Here is a 15,616-nt window from a genome sequence, read left to right as displayed (position 1 = left end):
GCGGCAGCTGGGTGACCGGACGCCCGGGCCGGCCTGCCCAAGTTGCAGCTCAGCCCGCAGCGGGCGGCACGGGGCCGGGACGGCAGCCAGCTCGCCTGCTGCAGGCGGGACTCTTCTGACCCGTACGATGGCTGGATCTTGATCTTGGTTCTACGACGCAACCGGTGTCATGAACGTCTCCCCCGGGGTGGATACGGGAGGTTCGTGTGATGACATGGGATGAGCCGCATAGTCAGGAGAGGCGTCGCATGCGTACCGATCTCGTCGAAGACCTCATGGCCCGTTTTCCGCATGTCCCCCGGGAAGCCGTGATCAAGGAGGACCTGCTGCGTGGTGGCCTGGCTTTCGACGACTCCGCGCTGACCGACAACGAGAGCGGCGACGTCAAGCCCAAGTCGTACTTCATCTTCTCGTTCGACCACCGCACCCTCCCCGAGCTGGGCCAGGCCGCCCTGCGCCGCCCGCCGGAGGAGATCGTCCTGCTCGGCGGCCCCTATGACCTGCGCCGCACGGTGGTGAGTGTGCGAACGAACCCGGACTCCCCCTACCGGGTCAAGGCCGACAAAGACGGGCAACTCAAGCTCTTTCTGGACGACCGCGCGATCGCCGAGGTCGGCCTGCCGCCGATGCCGGACTACTACCGGCACACCCTGGCGAACGGCAAGCAGGTCATGGAGGTGGCGCCGACGATCCAGTGGGGCTACCTCGTCTACCTGACCGTCTACCGGGTGTGTCAGTACTTCGGGGCCTCGGAGGAGTGCCAGTACTGCGACATCAACCACAACTTCCGGCAGCACAAGGCGGCCGGGCGGCCGTACACCGGGGTGAAGCCGGTCGAGGAGGTCCTCGAGGCGCTCGAGCTGATCGACAAGTACGACACGGCGAAGGCGTCGCAGGCGTACACGCTGACCGGCGGCAGCGTCACGCGCAAGGTCGACGGGCTGGCCGAGGCGGACTTCTACGGGCGGTACGCGCAGGCGATCGAGGAGCGCTTCCCGGGACGGTGGATCGGCAAGGTGGTGGCGCAGGCGCTGCCCCGGGCCGACGTGCAGCGGTTCAAGGACTACGGGATCAGCATCTACCACCCCAACTACGAGGTGTGGGACAAGCGGCTGTTCGAGCTGTACTGCCCGGGCAAGGAGCGCTACGTGGGCCGCGAGGAGTGGCACCGCCGGATCCTGGAGTCGGCCGAGGTGTTCGGGCCGCGCAACGTGATCCCGAACTTCGTGGCGGGCGTGGAGATGGCCGAGCCGTTCGGCTTCCGGACCGTGGACGAGGCGATCGAGTCGACCGCCGAGGGCCTGCAGTACTTCATGTCGCGGGGCATCACGCCGCGGTTCACCACCTGGTGCCCGGAGCCGACCACCCCGCTGGGCCGGACGAACCCGGCCGGTGCGCCCCTGGAGTACCACATCCGGCTGCTCGAGGTGTACCGGGCGACGATGGAGGCGAACGGCCTGTCCAGCCCGCCCGGCTACGGCGAGCCGGGTGCGGGACGCGCGGTCTTCTCGGTCTCGTCGTTCATGGACAGTCTGCCCTCGAACGACTGAGCTCCCGCCGACGTGCGAGGTCTTGGGCCGGTACAGCCCGGCGGCCGGGGCCGGGGCTGTCGTTGCAGCCGCCGGCCCCGGCACGCCGGGGGCTCGTCGAACGCTCGTACGGTACGAGTCGACGCCTAGCGAACGGTCAGCAGGTGGCCTCGCCGGACTGGGCCGGCACGCTCACCGCGTTCCAGGCGGCCTTCACCGAGTTGAACTGGGTGCAGCTGCCGGGGAACAGGTTCTTCGCGGCCTGCAGCGTCCACTTGCGGTAGTTCAGGTAGGACGAGCTGGACGTCTTGAGCAGCATAGCGTTGTACATGATCTTGATGGCGTTCTGGATGCCGACGCCGGTCACGCTGCTGCCGTTGCAGGTCGGGCTGGCCGGCTGGCCGTTGCCGGAGCTGCCCTGGGCCAGCAGGTAGAACCAGTGGTTGCCGGGGCCGGCCGCGGCGTGCACCTCCTGGTTCGGGATGCTGGAGGAGTAGCAGTTGCTGTCACCCAGCGCGGACGGGTTGTACATGTTGCGGATCGGGCCGCTGCCGACCAGGTTGACCTCCTCGCCGACCAGGTAGTCCGGCGGGTCCATCGGGCTGTTGATGTACCACTCGGTGGCCGCGCCGAACGTGTCGGCGACGAACTCCTGGGTGCCGCGCTTGGAGATGCCGCCCGGGGTGTGGTCGTCGATGCCGTGCCCCAGCTCGTGGCCGACCACATCGGCCGAGGCGATCCAGTCGCCCGCGGTGTTGTGGCCGATCTGCACCTGGGTGCCGTCGTAGTACGCGTTCTCGTCGTTCAGGCCGATCCGGATCGGCCACGCGCCGCCGGAGCCGTTCTGGCCGTTGCGGCCGAGCCACGCCGAGAGCATCGCGAACTGCTTCTCCGCGACGAACAGCGCGTCCACGCCGCCGGTCTCCCGGTTGGTGCCGTTACCGTTGCCCCAGACGTTGTCCGAGCCGGAGAACGTGGCGTTGTTCGACGCGTTCTGCGCCCGCACGGTCGTGTGCGACGGGTCCTGCAGCAGGTACGTCGAGCCGGACTGGGTGGTGCTCAGCGACACCGAGCCGTAGACCCAGCCGGTGCCGCTGCCGGTCGCCTCGGTGACGTGCTCGTCCGTGCTGAGCACCTGGCCGGTGACCGCGTCGACGTTCACGGTGAGCCGGCTCGGGCCGCCGGCGCGGATCCCGTCGACCGTCGTCTGCCAGGCCAGCTTGGCGGCCGTGCCCTCGTCGGCGAGCACGACGAGCTGGGTGCCCTCGACCTTGCTGACCGAGCTGAGCTGCTTGCGGGCGGTGGCCCGGGCGGCCCGGTCGGAGATCTTCGGGGTCACCGACAGGGCGCCGACCGCGCTGGTCCGCGCGACCGAGGTGTACCGCGCGACGCCGTTCGCGTCGGTCATCACCACGAAGTCGCCGCCCACTTCCGGCAGGCCCTGGTAGGTGCGGGTGTACGAGACGTAGCTGAAGCCGGCCGAGGTGGTCACGGCCTGCCGCTGGAACGTCTCGGCCGAGCTCACGTGCAGGTACGCGGGTTTCGCCGCGACCAGCGCATCGGCCGCGGCGGCCGGCGAGGCGGCGGTTCGCGCCGGCGCTGCCTGGGCGACGGCCGGCCCGGCGGTCAGCGCGGCGGCGACCGCGGTGGCGGTCCCCACGGCGATGACGAGGGGGATTCGGGACATCAGACGCACTCCTTCCCCGCCCGGGGGGTGACGGGCGGGCTCGACTCCGGCGCGGCCGGGTAACCGCGACCGGCGTTACCGAACCGACGCTATATATCGACATGGATCAAAGGAATGGGGAAAACCCTCGGCTCACGTAGTACGTCGGAAGGTGGTAGCTTCTGCCGATCTCCCGCCGACCCGAGCCGACCCATCCCGAGTGGCCCCATCGCTCGCTGGACGTCGCCGCGTTGCGCGCCGAGGGCTGGCGGCCCACCCCGTTCCGCGAGTTCGTGCTCAAGGTCCACCAGCGGTGCAACCTCGCGTGCGACTACTGCTACGTCTACGAGCACGCCGACCAGAGCTGGCGCGACCGGGCGACGGTGATGCCGGGCCACGTCGTCGAGGCGGCCGCGCGGCGGATCGGCGAGCACGCCGCCCGGCACGGGCTGGACCGGGTGCGGCTGGTGTTGCACGGCGGCGAACCCCTGCTGGCCGGGCGGGACCGGTTGCGCGCGATGGTGCGTACGGTGCGGGCCGCGCTGCCCTGCCCGGCGGAATTCACCCTGCAGACCAACGGCACCCTGCTCGACGAGGCGACCTTGGACTGGCTGCGGGCCGACGAGGTGAGCGTGGGGGTGAGCCTCGACGGGCCGCCCGGCGCCAACGACCGGCACCGCCGCTACGCCGACGGCCGCGGCAGTTCCGGCGCGGTGCACCGGGCGCTATCCCTGCTTTCCAGAGCAGAACACCGCGACGTGTACGCCGGCCTGCTGTGCACGGTCGACCCGGAGTCCGACCCGATCGGCTGCTACGAGGCCCTGCTCGCGTTCGACCCGCCGGCCGTCGATTTCCTCCTGCCGCACGCCAACTGGGAGCGGCCCCCACCGGGCGGAACCCCGTACGCACATTGGTTGATCCCGGTCTTTGATGTTTGGTACGACAGCCGGCCGCAGGCCACCCGGGTCCGGCTGTTCGAGTCGCTGATCGCCCTCACGATCGGCGGGCGCAGCCGCAGCGAGCAGGTCGGACTCAGCCCGGCCGCGCTCGCGGTGATCGAGACGGACGGCGCGGTCGAGCAGGTCGACGCGCTCAAGTCCGCCTACGAGGGGGCGTGTTCAACGGGCGTCAACGTGCTGACCGATCCGCTCGACGCGGCGCTCGGCCATCCCGGCGTGGTGGCCCGGCAGATCGGGGTCCGCGGGCTCGCCGACACGTGCCGGGCCTGTTCCGTGCACCGCATCTGCGGCGGCGGCCACTACGCGCACCGCTACCGGCGCGGTTCCGGCTTCCGCAACCCGTCGGTCTACTGCGCCGACCTGCTGCGGCTGATCCGGCACGTCGGCGGCCGGGTCACCGCGGATCTGGGCCGGCTGGGACGGTGATCCCGCCCGGCGGAAGACATCTTTCGCGCTCTGAGCGTTGCCTGCGTGCTGTCCGGTGGGTTCGCTGCCGGCTTGGTGGATGGCTGGGCCGGCTCGCATGGCCCGGGGCTGCGTGGTCGCTGCTCGTGCGATCGGCCGAGCATGGTGGGCGGCTGGGCTGGCTGGCCATGGCCCGGGGCTGCGTGGTTGCCGCTCGTGCGGCCGGCCGAGCATGGTGGGGCCGGCCACGACGGTGATGACTTGCTGTTCGTGGCGAACAGATACGCGTCAAGGTTCACCGACGGCCAGCGCACGATGATGGGTTGCTGTTCGCGGCGAACAGCAACCCATCATCATTGCCGCGAAGATCGTGGCCTGACGACCCTGGCATGCGCGCAAATCGCCCACCGTGACCGGCCGCAGCCGCCGCGACCACGCAGCACCGGGCCAGGGCGAGCCAGCGCGGCCACCCACCCAGCCCGGCCGGCCGGCCGCGCGAGCAGCGACCACGCAGCCCCGGGCCAGGGCCGGCCGGCCCGGCCACCCACCAAAGCCGGACCGACCGCACGAGCAGAAATGCCTAGCCGATCGCGATGCGCTTGTCGGTGGTGTACGTGAACGGGTTGGGGAGGGTGCCGACGTACCAGACCAGCGGCACCAGCTCGGCGTCGGCGGTCTGCACGATGTTGCCGGCGCCGGTCAGGACCGTGAAGCCGTCGCCGCCGCCCATCATGAACGAGTTGGCGGTGCCGGTGTAGGACGCCGACGTGTCGTTCGGGATCGGGGTGCTGTTGTCGCCGGCCGCACCCAGCCACACCCCGGTGATCTTGCCGCCGGAGTAGGTGAAGTGGAAGCCGGAGATCTGCATGATCCCGCCGGTGCCGGTCGCGAGCTGCTGCGCGAGCAGATCCCACACCTGCTTGCCGGTCAGCGAGAACGTGTCCACGTAGTCGTCCTGGAACGGCTGCATCGTGAACAGGTCACCGTAGGTCACCTCGCCCGCCGTCAGCCCGGCCCGCACGCTGCCGGTGTTGACGAAGGCGAGCTGCGTCTTGGTGTACGCCCGCTGCGAGTCGGCGATCAGGTCACCGGCCGGCGACTCGCCCGCCGCCGTGGCCCCGCCCTCCCGCTGGGAGAGGACGTCGGCCGCCGCGTTGCCGATCACCCGCTGGGTCACCGGGTTCGTGGCGGTCACCGCGGCGTCCACGATCTTCTGCACCGCCGGGTCCGGCTGGACGGCCGGCGCCGACGGGTCGGTCGACAGCGGCGGCTGGTTCTCCCAGGCCGGGAGCACCGAGCCCCAGGTCGCCGCGATCGTCCCGGCGTGCCGGTCGAGCAGCAGGTGCACCTGGTCGAACGCCCGCGTGTAGGACGATGCCTGGATGACCAGCGCGTGCCCGACCCGGGTGTCCACGACCGAGTGGCTGTGCCCGCTGATCAGCACCGAGACGGCCGGGTCGAGGTTCGCCGCGATCGTGTTGATCCGGTCGCCGACCGTGCCGACCGGGTAGCCGGTCTGGAAGCCACCCTCGTGGATGACCGCCACGAAGGCCCGTACGCCCTTCTTCTTCAGCGCCGCGACCTGCCCGTTGATGGCGGTGGCCTCGTCGGTGAAGTGGACGCCGGTGGTCGCGCCGGTCGTGGTGATCGTCGGCGTGGTGATCGTGGTGGCGCCGATGAAGGCCACCGGCACGCCGGCGATCCGCTTGAGCACGTACGGCCGGAGTAGTGGTTCTCCGGTCTTGTCGCTGATCACGTTGGCGTCGACGATCGGGAAGTTCAGCTTGTCGAAGGTGATCGTCGGGTCGATCGTGGACACGCCGCCGTTGATCTGCCGGAGCATCTCGGTGACGCCGCGGTCGAACTCGTGGTTGCCGAGCGTCCCGACTTCGATCCCCATCTTGTTGAGCGCGTCCAGCGTCGGCTTGTCGCGCAGCAGCCCGGACGCCGGCGGGCTGGCGCCCACCATGTCACCGGCCTCGACGGTCACGGTGTCCCGCGGGTCCGCCGCCTTCGCGCTCTTCAGGTACGCGGCGAGCGTGGCGATCCCGCCCGCGGTGTCCTTCACACCGGTGAACGGGTCGGTGTAGGTGAGCCCGTCGTGGGTCAGGTTGCCGTGCACGTCGTTGATCGCCAGGAGCTGTCCCGTCCCGTACCGGGAACCGCCCTTGATGATCGAGGTGAGCACGCTGCCCTGGGCCTGCAGCGGCGGGTTGAAGCCGCCGAGCACCGCCAGCGTCGGGGCCAGGTCGACCGCGCGCACCCCGCGGACCGCCGGGACGTGCGCGATGTCCGGGCCGCCGGCCACGAACGTCGCGTGCATGTTGATGTTGTGCGGCAGGTCGACGTCGTCGGGCAGGTAGCCGTGCTGGCCGAAGAACCGGGACGGCGCGACGATCGTGCCGACCGTGTTGCCGTCGAACTCGTACGGCACCTTGGTGACCACCACGACGTCGCCGGAGCGGGTCGGGTTGAGCGAGTCGCTGCCGTCCACGTTCGCCAACTGGGCCTTGGTGAGCACCTTCTCGACCACCGGCTTGCCGGTCGCCGGGTCCTTCAGGTCCCGGTACGCCGCGACGATCTTGTCAACCGTCGCCTGGTAGTCGGCCTGCGCGAGCACGCCGTCCGGGTTGCGGCCCTTGAGGTCCAGGTAGATCTGCGTGGTCGCGCCGGCCCAGCAGGCCTTCGCGATCGTCTTGCCGGCCTGGCTGGCCGCCGCCGGGCGGCAGTTGCCGGTCTGCTCGACGTCCTGCAGGCCGAGCTGCTTGAGCACCAGCGGGGCGTCGACCGCGTACCACTGCGGCGCGAAACCGTGGTCGCTGGAGGCGAGAACGTCCGGGTTGTGCAGCGTCGAGCGGACGAAGCCGAGCCGCGCGTCCGCCGAGTGGTAGGCGCCGCGCAGGTAGCCCTCGCGCTGGGCGAGCCGGTTGTCCCGCGGCCCGCTGCCGGCGACCCGGTCGAAGTAGGGGTTGGCGCTGCCGTCCGGCGCGGTCGGGGTGAGCAGGCCGAGGATCTGGTGGCTCACCTCGTCGGTCTGGTCGGTGCCGGCCAGCAACACCTGCGTGTCCGGCTGCAGCGTCTTCAGAACATAATCAAAGACCGCGAGGTCGTACGCCTGGTTGAGGCCCACGGTCTGGCCGTACCAGGTGTCCTCGTCGATCAGGCCGGCCTCCTCGGGCGCGAAGTCGCCGAAGATCGCCGGGGGCAGGTTGTCCGCGATGTACTTGGCGAGCTTGTCCTCGCCCGCGGCGCCGGCCGGCAGCGCGTTGCAGGCCGCGGTCGCGCAGTGCGCGTTGGGCCGGGTGACCGAGGTGAAGTAGAGGCCGAAGCTGGAGAGGTCGCTCGCCAGGTTCGTCACGTCGACGTAGAAGCCGGCGCTCTCCCCCGCGGCCGTGCCGATCAGGCCGTCCGCGCCCTTCAGCTTGACCGGGCGGTATGTGCGAGGGGTCAGGTTCGCCGCCGCCTTGCTGCCGTCCTTGGCGGCCGACGACGGGACCATCACGACCTTGTCGTAGCCGCGCTTGCCGCTCGCGTACACGTAGAGGTCGAAGGTTCTGGTGGGGTTGAGCGCCGCCGACGTCGAGGTGACCGTCAGCGTGGCCTGCTCGGCCGGCTTGCCGTTGCTGGCCGGCACGTTCGTCCAGCCGGTGGCCGGCGTGAACGCGGCGACCTGGTAGGACAGCCCGAAGCCCGCGGCGCTGGTCTGCTTGGCCGGGTTGGCCGGGTATTCGAGCAGGCCGCGCTGCGAGTAGAAGGTGGCGTAGTCGACGGTCGGGCCGCTGATGTTGGCGTTCAGGCCGCCGGTCCACTCCAGCTGGGCGACCTTCTTGCCGGCCAGCTCCGCGCTCGAGGCGACCGACTGGGCCTCGAGCACGTTGGTCGGATCGCTGCCCGGGCTGGCACCGTTGCCGTGGAACGAGAACGACGTCGACGTGGTGAACGCCTGCCGGTTGTCGAAGAACGTGTTGTTGGTGCTGCCGTGCACGCCCGGCCAGGCGCCGGTGGCCATCGTGTACCAGCCCTGCCCCGTGTTCGGCGGGAACCCCTGGGTCAGGCCGTTCGCCCCGGTCGCGCCGCGGCGCATGAGGTCGGCGTACGCGGGCATCTGCCCCTGCGCGGCGTACCGCTGCATGAGGTCGGGCCGCATGCCGTCGGAGCTGAAGAGCACCACCGGCGTCTCACCGGACCCATGGTGAGCCGCTGCCGGCCCACCGGTGGCCACCACGCCCGCCGCGGTGAGCGCGACCGTGAGGAAGCCCGCCAGCGGCGGATCGAGAAATCGTCTGTTGACCATTTCACACCTTTTGTTCATCTCAATGCTGTGGCACGAGTCGAATGTAGAAATCGACCTACCTTGACTTGTGCATGGATGCGGGTCAACGACGCCGGGGCAAACTTCCGGCCATGATCCACCCCACACGCGCCGATTGGTCCGGTTCCCCACAAAGGTCACGCCCTGGGATAGTCTGAACCCCGCCCTCGGAGAGAAGTGGGAATGGCTCGATGACGATCTTCAAAGGCCTTCGTGAGGCCATCGTCTACATCGCGGTGTGCGCCGGGCTCGCGGCCGCGTTCGCCCTGGCATGGCTCGCGGCTCTCGGCGGACAATTTTCGCACCATTTCGGCGCATGCTTGATCGTCCTCGGCAGCCTGGTTTCCGTGACCGGCGGGCAGATCCCGACGAAGCTCCACATGGCGGATGTCAACGCGTGGGTCGGCATCGACTCGAACTCACCGACAGAAGGAATTCCCTACGGCGCACTGACAAGTGTCGGCGTCTTTCTTTTCGTCACGATTCCCCTGGTGGCTGTCGGATTGGCCATGGCGTGACCGCGGCCCGGGGTCACTCGTCCGGGAGCGTCGACACCCCTTCCTGACCAGCCGCTGCCGGTCGTTCGTGCATCGGCGCCAGCACCAGCAGGAGCATGAACTGCCGCCCTCCACCGACCAGCACGAGTAGCAGTCCCGCCAAGTACAGGCCAGGACTCGGCCAGAAGGCGCCCAGCAGTTGCGTGAACGCCACCACCAGCCCCGGAACAACGAAGCTCCATCGGAGCACTCGGGGCCGCCGTGGCGCCCAGGGCGTGTCCCTATCACGGTGAGCGATCCAGGCGTTGTAGCCGGCCACACCGGCAAGCATCAGCCCGAGGCAGACCCCGCAGATCCGCCACGTCTGCCGCTCCCCGACCGCCGTGACGATCACGAACGGCGCGATACCGCCGATCACCACGATCGAGGCAAGCGTGAGCATCAGAAGCAGCCCCCGAATCTCCGGCGGCAGCAGCTCGGCATTTCCCCGGTGCCGCAACGAAGTGATCACCCCGGCGAAGCCCGGGAGCGCGACACCGATCTGCGCCATCGTCACGAGAGCCTGGTCCACGTCCAGCACTCCCCCAGTGTCGGGCGTCTTGTCCAGGCCACGTCGATCTCCCGCCGCTCACCACGGCGTCGCCTGCGGCGGGGCCCTGCCAGAAACTGGGCTCCGGAATTCGGTGGCAGGTAGGGGCCTCGGTGTCTATGGTTCTCTCGCGCTGCAGGTACAGCACCTGAGCATGATTCGTAATACCTCAGGAGGTCGTGATGGGCCGCAACGGGAACTTCGAGATGTCCTTTTGAGCCGAGCAGCAAGCGCCGTCGGGGGTTCCCTTTAGCGAGACCCACGTCAAGCGGGGCGACCGCGTCGTCGGTCACGATACCGAACTCGTCGAGAAGCTCGGCGGCAACGACCCGTGCCCGTGCGGTTCCGGGCGGCGGTTTCCGTCGCTGCTGCCGTCCGGGTGGACGGTATGACGACGCCAACGGCCACTACTACGTCCGCGATTGACCAGCGTCGACCACGGCCGTCCCTGCCGCTGAGACTTGCCCTGGTGCGTGGTGCCTTCGCTTCGCCTACTTCACGGCGGCCGCGGTCAGCAGGTGCGAGCTGATGCCGAACAGGCTTGGTTCCCGCTCGACGGAGCGCAAGGCTTCCAGCAGCCCGGCGGTGCGTTCGTCGCCGTCCAGCCAGCCGTCCCGGTCGGCGAACAGTCAGGCGCCGCCTTCCACTGCGTATCTGGTCGCCGGGGCCAGGCCGGCCTCGGCGAACTCGGCGTCTCGTCAGGATGATGGAAGTAACAGCCGGCGTAGGACTCGCTGATGCGACCCGCCGGCCGCCCCGTAGCCTGTGCGCCGTGAACGCATCGAACGAGAAGGTTCTCGGTGTTGTGCTGGACGACCGGGAGGGGCCGGCCGAGGTGGTTGTGGGCGGTGACAGGCTGACGGTCATCGGCTACATCGAGGAGCCCACCACGGACCTGGTCGCGGTCGACCGCGCCGGCGTGGTCTGGTGCTGCTCCGCGGACGGCAGCGACCGTACCCGCATGAACTCTTCGGTCGCGTCGCTGAACGGCTTCCTCGACCTGTTCGCCGCCTTCTTCGACGCCGACCCGGCCGCGGACAGCGGGCCGGTGACGTACTCGGCGGAGCAGATGGCCGAGCGGCTGGCCGCGTTCCGGCGCGGCGAGATCAGGCCGCCCGCCCCGCGCCCCGATGACCGGAAGTCGCGGGTCAAGCAGCTCAAGAAGGCGCTGAAGGACCTCGACAAGCGGGCGGTCAAGGGGCCGTGGTGGTCGATCATCCTGGAACAGGTCGACGACGGCATCCTCTGAAAGAACGCACCGTAAGGGTATCCCCGGATGCCCTCGCCGCATCGAGCCACGACGATGGCAGGGCACCGTACGTCATCGTTTCGGGGAGGTTTGATGCGGGGAGAAATGCGGTTCGCCGTCGCGGCCGGAGTCGCCGCGGCGCTGCTCGTGCAGCCGGTCGCGGCGCACGCGGCGCCGGCGGGCACCGCGCCGCCGATCGCCTGGGGTGCTTGCGCGGCAGACGTTCTCGCGCAGGTGCCGGCCGGCGACCACGGCACGTACACCTGCGCGACGTACCAGGTACCACTCGACTACGCGCACCCGTCGGCCGGCACGGTCAGCCTCGCGCTGCTCCGGCGCTCGGCCGACGACCGGGCGCACCGGGTCGGCTCGCTGTTCCTGAACCCCGGCGGGCCGGGCGGCAGCGGCTACACCATGCCGATGGCCGGGTTCCAGCGCCTGCCCGAGGTGGCGGCGCGTTTCGACCTGATCGGTTTCGACCCGCGGGGGGTCGGCCGCAGCACGCCGGTGCGCTGCTTCACGACCGATGAGGAGGCCGAGGCGGTCTTCGGCGAGATCGTCGACGTGCCGGTGACCCGCGCCGAGATCGCCTCGACGCTGCGCGGCAACCGGGACTACACCCGTGCCTGCGCGGCCAACGCCGGTCCCCTGCTCGGCCACGTGTCCACCTTGGACGTGGCGCGGGACCTCGACCGGATGCGGGCAGCGGTCGGCGAGTCCCGGATCAACTACCTCGGGTTCTCGTACGGGACGCTGCTGGGCGCCACCTACGCCAACCTCTACCCGCAGCGCGTACGCACGCTGGTCCTGGACGGCAATGTGGACCCGGCCCTGCGTACCGGAAACGGTCTGGAATATCTGCGGCAGCGCGCCGCCGGCCAGGAAGAAGTGGTCAACGCCTTCCTCGCCCTCTGCAAGCAGGTCGGCAGCGCCTGCGCGTTCAGCGCGGGCGGCGACCCGGCTGCCAAGTTCGCCGAGATCCGCACCCGGCTGCGCCAGGGCCCGATAACGGTGCCCGCGCTCGGCGGCACCATCACGCTCAGCATGTTCACCGGCGCGGTCTCGGGCGCCCTGTACTCCGCCGACGACTACCCGGACCTGGCCGCCAACCTGCAGGCGCTGTACGAGGCGATCCACCCGGCCGCGGCGCCCGCCGCGATCCGCGCCTCGGGCGCCTGGTGGACCACATCGAACCACGGAAACGGCCTGCTCGACACGCCGTACAGCGGAAACGACGCCGGGATCAGCGTGAACTGCGCCGACGAGCCTTTCCCGCGTACGCCCGAGATCTACCCCGCGATCGCCGCCCGCTGGGAACGCGAGTCGCCGACCGTGGGCCGCGGGCACGCGTTCAGCCAACTCGCCTGCGCCACCTGGCCGGTCACCGACCCGGAGCGCTACCACGGCCCGTGGAACCGGCCGACCGCCAACCCGGTGCTGCTGTTCGGCAACTACCACGACCCGGCCACCAACTACCACTTCGACCGGCGCATGGCCGCCGAACTGGGCTCCGACCGGCTGGTCAGCGTCGACGCGTACGGCCACACCATCCTCGGCGGCCAGAGCGCCTGCGCCGACACGATCGCCACCCAGTACCTGATCGGCATCAAGCTGCCGCCGCCCGGCACGGTCTGCCAGACCGACCGCCAACCGTTCGATCAGAATTAGACACCGGGAACCGGCCGCATGGCGGCCCCGTCCGACCCCGAGATGTCTCTCCGGGGACCCCGATCCAGCTGATCCACGGCGAGCTCGCCCACCCGGGGCCGAGCTCGCCGTGGCCGATCAGATGTCGAGGTGGACGAAGGTCTTTCCGGCGGTGTCGCGGACCTCCACGGCGACCACGTCGGCCGGGGGGATCGCGACGCTGCCGTCCAGGTTGGTGCCGTCGGTCGCGCCCTGCGGCGACACCACCCAGCCGCCCGCGACCTCGCGGCTGCCGTCCCGGCCGACCAGCAGCAGCCGGCAGTTCTCCCCGGCCGGGATGCCGGTGATCGAGGCGTTGACCCGTACCCACCCGGCGGCCGGAGTCAGCGAGGCCGTCAGCCGCGCGTTGGTGCGCGGGTCGACGACCGTGCCCGTCCGGGTCCCAGGCTGCACCGACACGGTGGCCGTGGGCCCCGCCACGACCCCGCCGGGCGAGTGGGAAGTGGCGCGCCCGACGCCGACGCCCACGGCGACCGCGCCGAGGATGCCGACCGTCGCGGCCGCGATCGCCAGCCCGCGCCGCATGTTTCCGGCGGAGTTCTTCTCCGTACGGATCTGCCGGAGCGTCCGCTGCAGCACCAGATCGGCGTCCGGCGGCTCGTGCAGCAGCGCCTCCGGGGGGATCTCGCCCAGCACGTCCCGCACCGCCTCGAGCTCGGCCAGTTCGGTCCGGCACGCGGCGCATCCCGTCAAATGCTCATCCATCTCGGCCCGCTCGCTGGGATCCATGGTGTTGAGCACGTACGCGCCGACCAGGCGCGCATCGTGTGCATCGGTAGTCATCCGGCAACCCCCTCCAGGGCGACCGGCCGCCTGTGCAACAGGTCTCTGAGGTTCTTCATCGCATTGTGGCTGCGGGACTTCACCGTCCCCGCCGGGATGCCGAGCACCTGCGCGGTCTCGGTCACCGAGCGCCCGTGGAAGTAGATCTCCACAAGGACGCTGCGATGCTCGTCGGACAGGTGCTCCAGGGCCTGGTAGGCCACCATCGAGTCGACCACCCGATCGGCGTGGTCACGCTCCACCGGTACGGTCGCCTCGGTCTCCACCACCTCGGTGGGCCGGGCCGCCTTCGCCCGCATCTTGTCCGTTATGACGTTCCGCGCGACCGTGAACAGCCAGCCCCGGATGGACCCGGCCGACTCGGTCAGCGAGCCGGCGTTGCGCCAGGCCCGGATCAACGTCTCCTGCAGTACGTCCTCGGCCGTGGCCCGATCCCCGGTGAGCCGGGTGGCGTAGGCGAGCAGCGCCCCGCCGTGCTGTTCGTACAGCGATCGGACCAGTGCCTCGTCGCTGGATGCCTGACGCCGGGGCGTCCGCAACCTGACCATCGATGTCCGCCCTCCCTGGCCGCACCGGCGGTGCGTCTCCTGCGGTCACTTGAGCTACGGTCCGCCGACCGAAACGGTTCACTAAGTTTCCGATGAACACGTACGGCCCGAGTTCAGGCACCGGACCACCTGGGCCATCACCCGGTCGGGCACGATGCTGATGAAGAACGCGTGATCCGTACGGGAGTCGTAGTTCTGGTCGGGAAACGCGTCGACCACGAAGTCGGCGCCGGCCGGCACATCGTAGGCGACCGTCATGCGCAGGCGCGGCACCGGGAAGGTCGCGTGCGGGCAGGCGCCCCCGGGCCCCGGCGCGACCAGGTGCGCGCGGTGATCGGGGCTGTCCAGCCGCCGGCCGTCCCAGCAGCTCGGGAACTCGAAGACCCGCAGCACCTGATCACCGGCCGGGCATCGGGGATAGCCGTCGGTGCGGCGCCGCGGCGTGCTGGAGCAGGTCCACGTCGGACTGGTGGCGAGCATCGGCTCGGTCAGCGCCCGCGCGTTGCCGACGGCCGCGCGCAGAAAGCGCGGCATGGCCACGACCGGCGCGACCGGGTTGCCGAGAAAGGTCAAGACCACCGAGGCGGGCGTACGGACCTGGCCGTGCCCGTCCATCCCGGCGCCGCGGACCAGCAGAACCGGCCAGAAATAGGTGGACTGATCGCCGTTGTCGCAGGTGGTCCTGGCCGCCGCCAGGCTGGCGTCGGTCGAGTCGTCATCGGTGGAGAGGTTGCCGACGTACTCGTGCGCGTGCAGTTGCGGCGGCACCTTTCCGGGTGAGGCGACCACGTTCGCGCTGTTGCGATGGCCCTCGGCGTTGTGTCCGCAATTCCACGTGTACGTCCCGGTGGCGGCGCCGGGCAGCGCGGCCGGTTCGGGCCCCGGCTCCGGCACGTCCGCAATGTCGACCCGGCCGCGATCGGCGCCGGCGGCGGGCTGGGCGCCCGGCAGCCGGCGCGTCGCCACCAGCACGGCGGTGAGCAGCAGCAACTCCACGAGCACTACCAGCGCCACGGTCGCGCGACGCGCCGCCGCGGTGCGGTCCCGCCCCGCAGACGCATTGCCCATGACTGCACGCTATTGGCGCGCGGCCCGTAAGCCCAGCGCGTCGCGGAGATATTAATCGACAGTTCCGGATCCGCGCGATCTCCGCCCGATCCTCCGTGAACCGATGACCCTGCCCGGCGACTCGGAGCTGCGGTCGCAGGAGATCTTCGCGCTCAACCGGGACCGGCTGCAGCCGGACGGCGGGCGGCTGGTCGACCCGAACCTCCTCAACCCCGGCTGACTGCTCGAACTGCCGCCGGACGCCCGCTGCCCGAGGCACACACGCTGCTGCTGGACGACGGTCGCTGCGCCCGCGCTCCTGCCA

At 70.3% G+C, this 15,616-nt stretch carries 11 protein-coding genes and 1 pseudogene; 6 read left to right on the top strand and 6 right to left on the bottom strand.

Annotated features, from left to right (window positions below):
• Positions 1–248: 248 nt before the first annotated feature.
• Entirely contained in the window at positions 249–1,550 is a 1,302-nt protein-coding gene (locus IH26_RS0117700; protein ID WP_030437307.1) for a radical SAM protein, read from the top strand.
• Between the two features lie 136 nt (positions 1,551–1,686).
• Here the strand turns inward: IH26_RS0117700 and IH26_RS0117695 are convergent, their stop codons facing one another.
• Positions 1,687–3,216, bottom strand: a complete 1,530-nt coding sequence (locus tag IH26_RS0117695; protein ID WP_030437306.1) for a M4 family metallopeptidase — start codon at positions 3,214–3,216, stop codon at positions 1,687–1,689.
• A 230-nt stretch (positions 3,217–3,446) separates the two neighbouring features.
• On the opposite strand from IH26_RS0117695, the gene IH26_RS0117690 reads away from it, so the two are divergent.
• Positions 3,447–4,580: an FxsB family cyclophane-forming radical SAM/SPASM peptide maturase gene (locus IH26_RS0117690; protein ID WP_245665260.1), complete on the top strand. Its 1,134-nt coding sequence runs from the start codon at positions 3,447–3,449 to the stop codon at positions 4,578–4,580.
• A 559-nt stretch (positions 4,581–5,139) separates the two neighbouring features.
• Here the strand turns inward: IH26_RS0117690 and IH26_RS55890 are convergent.
• Positions 5,140–8,853: a 5'-nucleotidase C-terminal domain-containing protein gene (locus tag IH26_RS55890; RefSeq protein WP_051808230.1), complete on the bottom strand. Its 3,714-nt coding sequence runs from the start codon at positions 8,851–8,853 to the stop codon at positions 5,140–5,142.
• A gap of 209 nt (positions 8,854–9,062) precedes the next feature.
• On the opposite strand from IH26_RS55890, the gene IH26_RS0117675 reads away from it, so the two are divergent.
• Positions 9,063–9,389 (top strand): hypothetical protein, encoded by a 327-nt coding sequence (locus tag IH26_RS0117675; RefSeq protein WP_030437303.1) that lies wholly within the window; start codon positions 9,063–9,065, stop codon positions 9,387–9,389.
• Between the two features lie 13 nt (positions 9,390–9,402).
• On the opposite strand, the gene IH26_RS0117670 is transcribed toward IH26_RS0117675, so the two are convergent.
• Entirely contained in the window at positions 9,403–9,948 is a 546-nt protein-coding gene (locus IH26_RS0117670) for a hypothetical protein (RefSeq protein WP_030437302.1), read from the bottom strand.
• Positions 9,949–10,280: 332 nt separating this feature from the next.
• On the opposite strand from IH26_RS0117670, the pseudogene IH26_RS64495 reads away from it, so the two are divergent.
• The 3 genes and pseudogenes from IH26_RS64495 to IH26_RS0117660 all read left to right on the top strand — a co-directional run.
• Positions 10,281–10,349: pseudogene (locus IH26_RS64495) on the top strand (SEC-C metal-binding domain-containing protein); the annotation flags it as partial.
• 380 nt (positions 10,350–10,729) lie between these two features.
• Positions 10,730–11,206, top strand: coding sequence for an SUKH-4 family immunity protein (locus IH26_RS0117665; protein ID WP_169789764.1), 477 nt, complete (start codon positions 10,730–10,732; stop codon positions 11,204–11,206).
• A 93-nt stretch (positions 11,207–11,299) separates the two neighbouring features.
• Positions 11,300–12,874, top strand: coding sequence for an alpha/beta hydrolase (locus IH26_RS0117660; RefSeq protein ID WP_030437300.1), 1,575 nt, complete (start codon positions 11,300–11,302; stop codon positions 12,872–12,874).
• Between the two features lie 117 nt (positions 12,875–12,991).
• On the opposite strand, the gene IH26_RS0117655 is transcribed toward IH26_RS0117660, so the two are convergent.
• From IH26_RS0117655 to IH26_RS0117645, 3 genes are all read right to left on the bottom strand, one after another.
• Positions 12,992–13,696 carry an anti-sigma factor family protein gene (locus IH26_RS0117655; protein WP_030437299.1) on the bottom strand — a complete coding sequence of 235 codons (705 nt, stop codon included), beginning with the start codon at positions 13,694–13,696 and terminating at the stop codon, positions 12,992–12,994.
• Positions 13,693–14,244, bottom strand: coding sequence for a sigma-70 family RNA polymerase sigma factor (locus IH26_RS0117650; RefSeq protein WP_030437298.1), 552 nt, complete (start codon positions 14,242–14,244; stop codon positions 13,693–13,695). Before IH26_RS0117650 ends, IH26_RS0117655 begins: the two co-directional genes overlap by 4 nt.
• 81 nt (positions 14,245–14,325) lie before the next feature.
• Positions 14,326–15,312 carry a DUF1996 domain-containing protein gene (locus tag IH26_RS0117645; protein ID WP_063763700.1) on the bottom strand — a complete coding sequence of 329 codons (987 nt, stop codon included), beginning with the start codon at positions 15,310–15,312 and terminating at the stop codon, positions 14,326–14,328.
• Positions 15,313–15,616: the final 304 nt, after the last annotated feature.

Origin of the sequence: Actinoplanes subtropicus (assembly GCF_000721705.1) — a bacterium.
Classification (GTDB): domain Bacteria; phylum Actinomycetota; class Actinomycetes; order Mycobacteriales; family Micromonosporaceae; genus Actinoplanes; species Actinoplanes subtropicus.
This window is presented reverse-complemented; position numbering and strand designations above follow the sequence as displayed.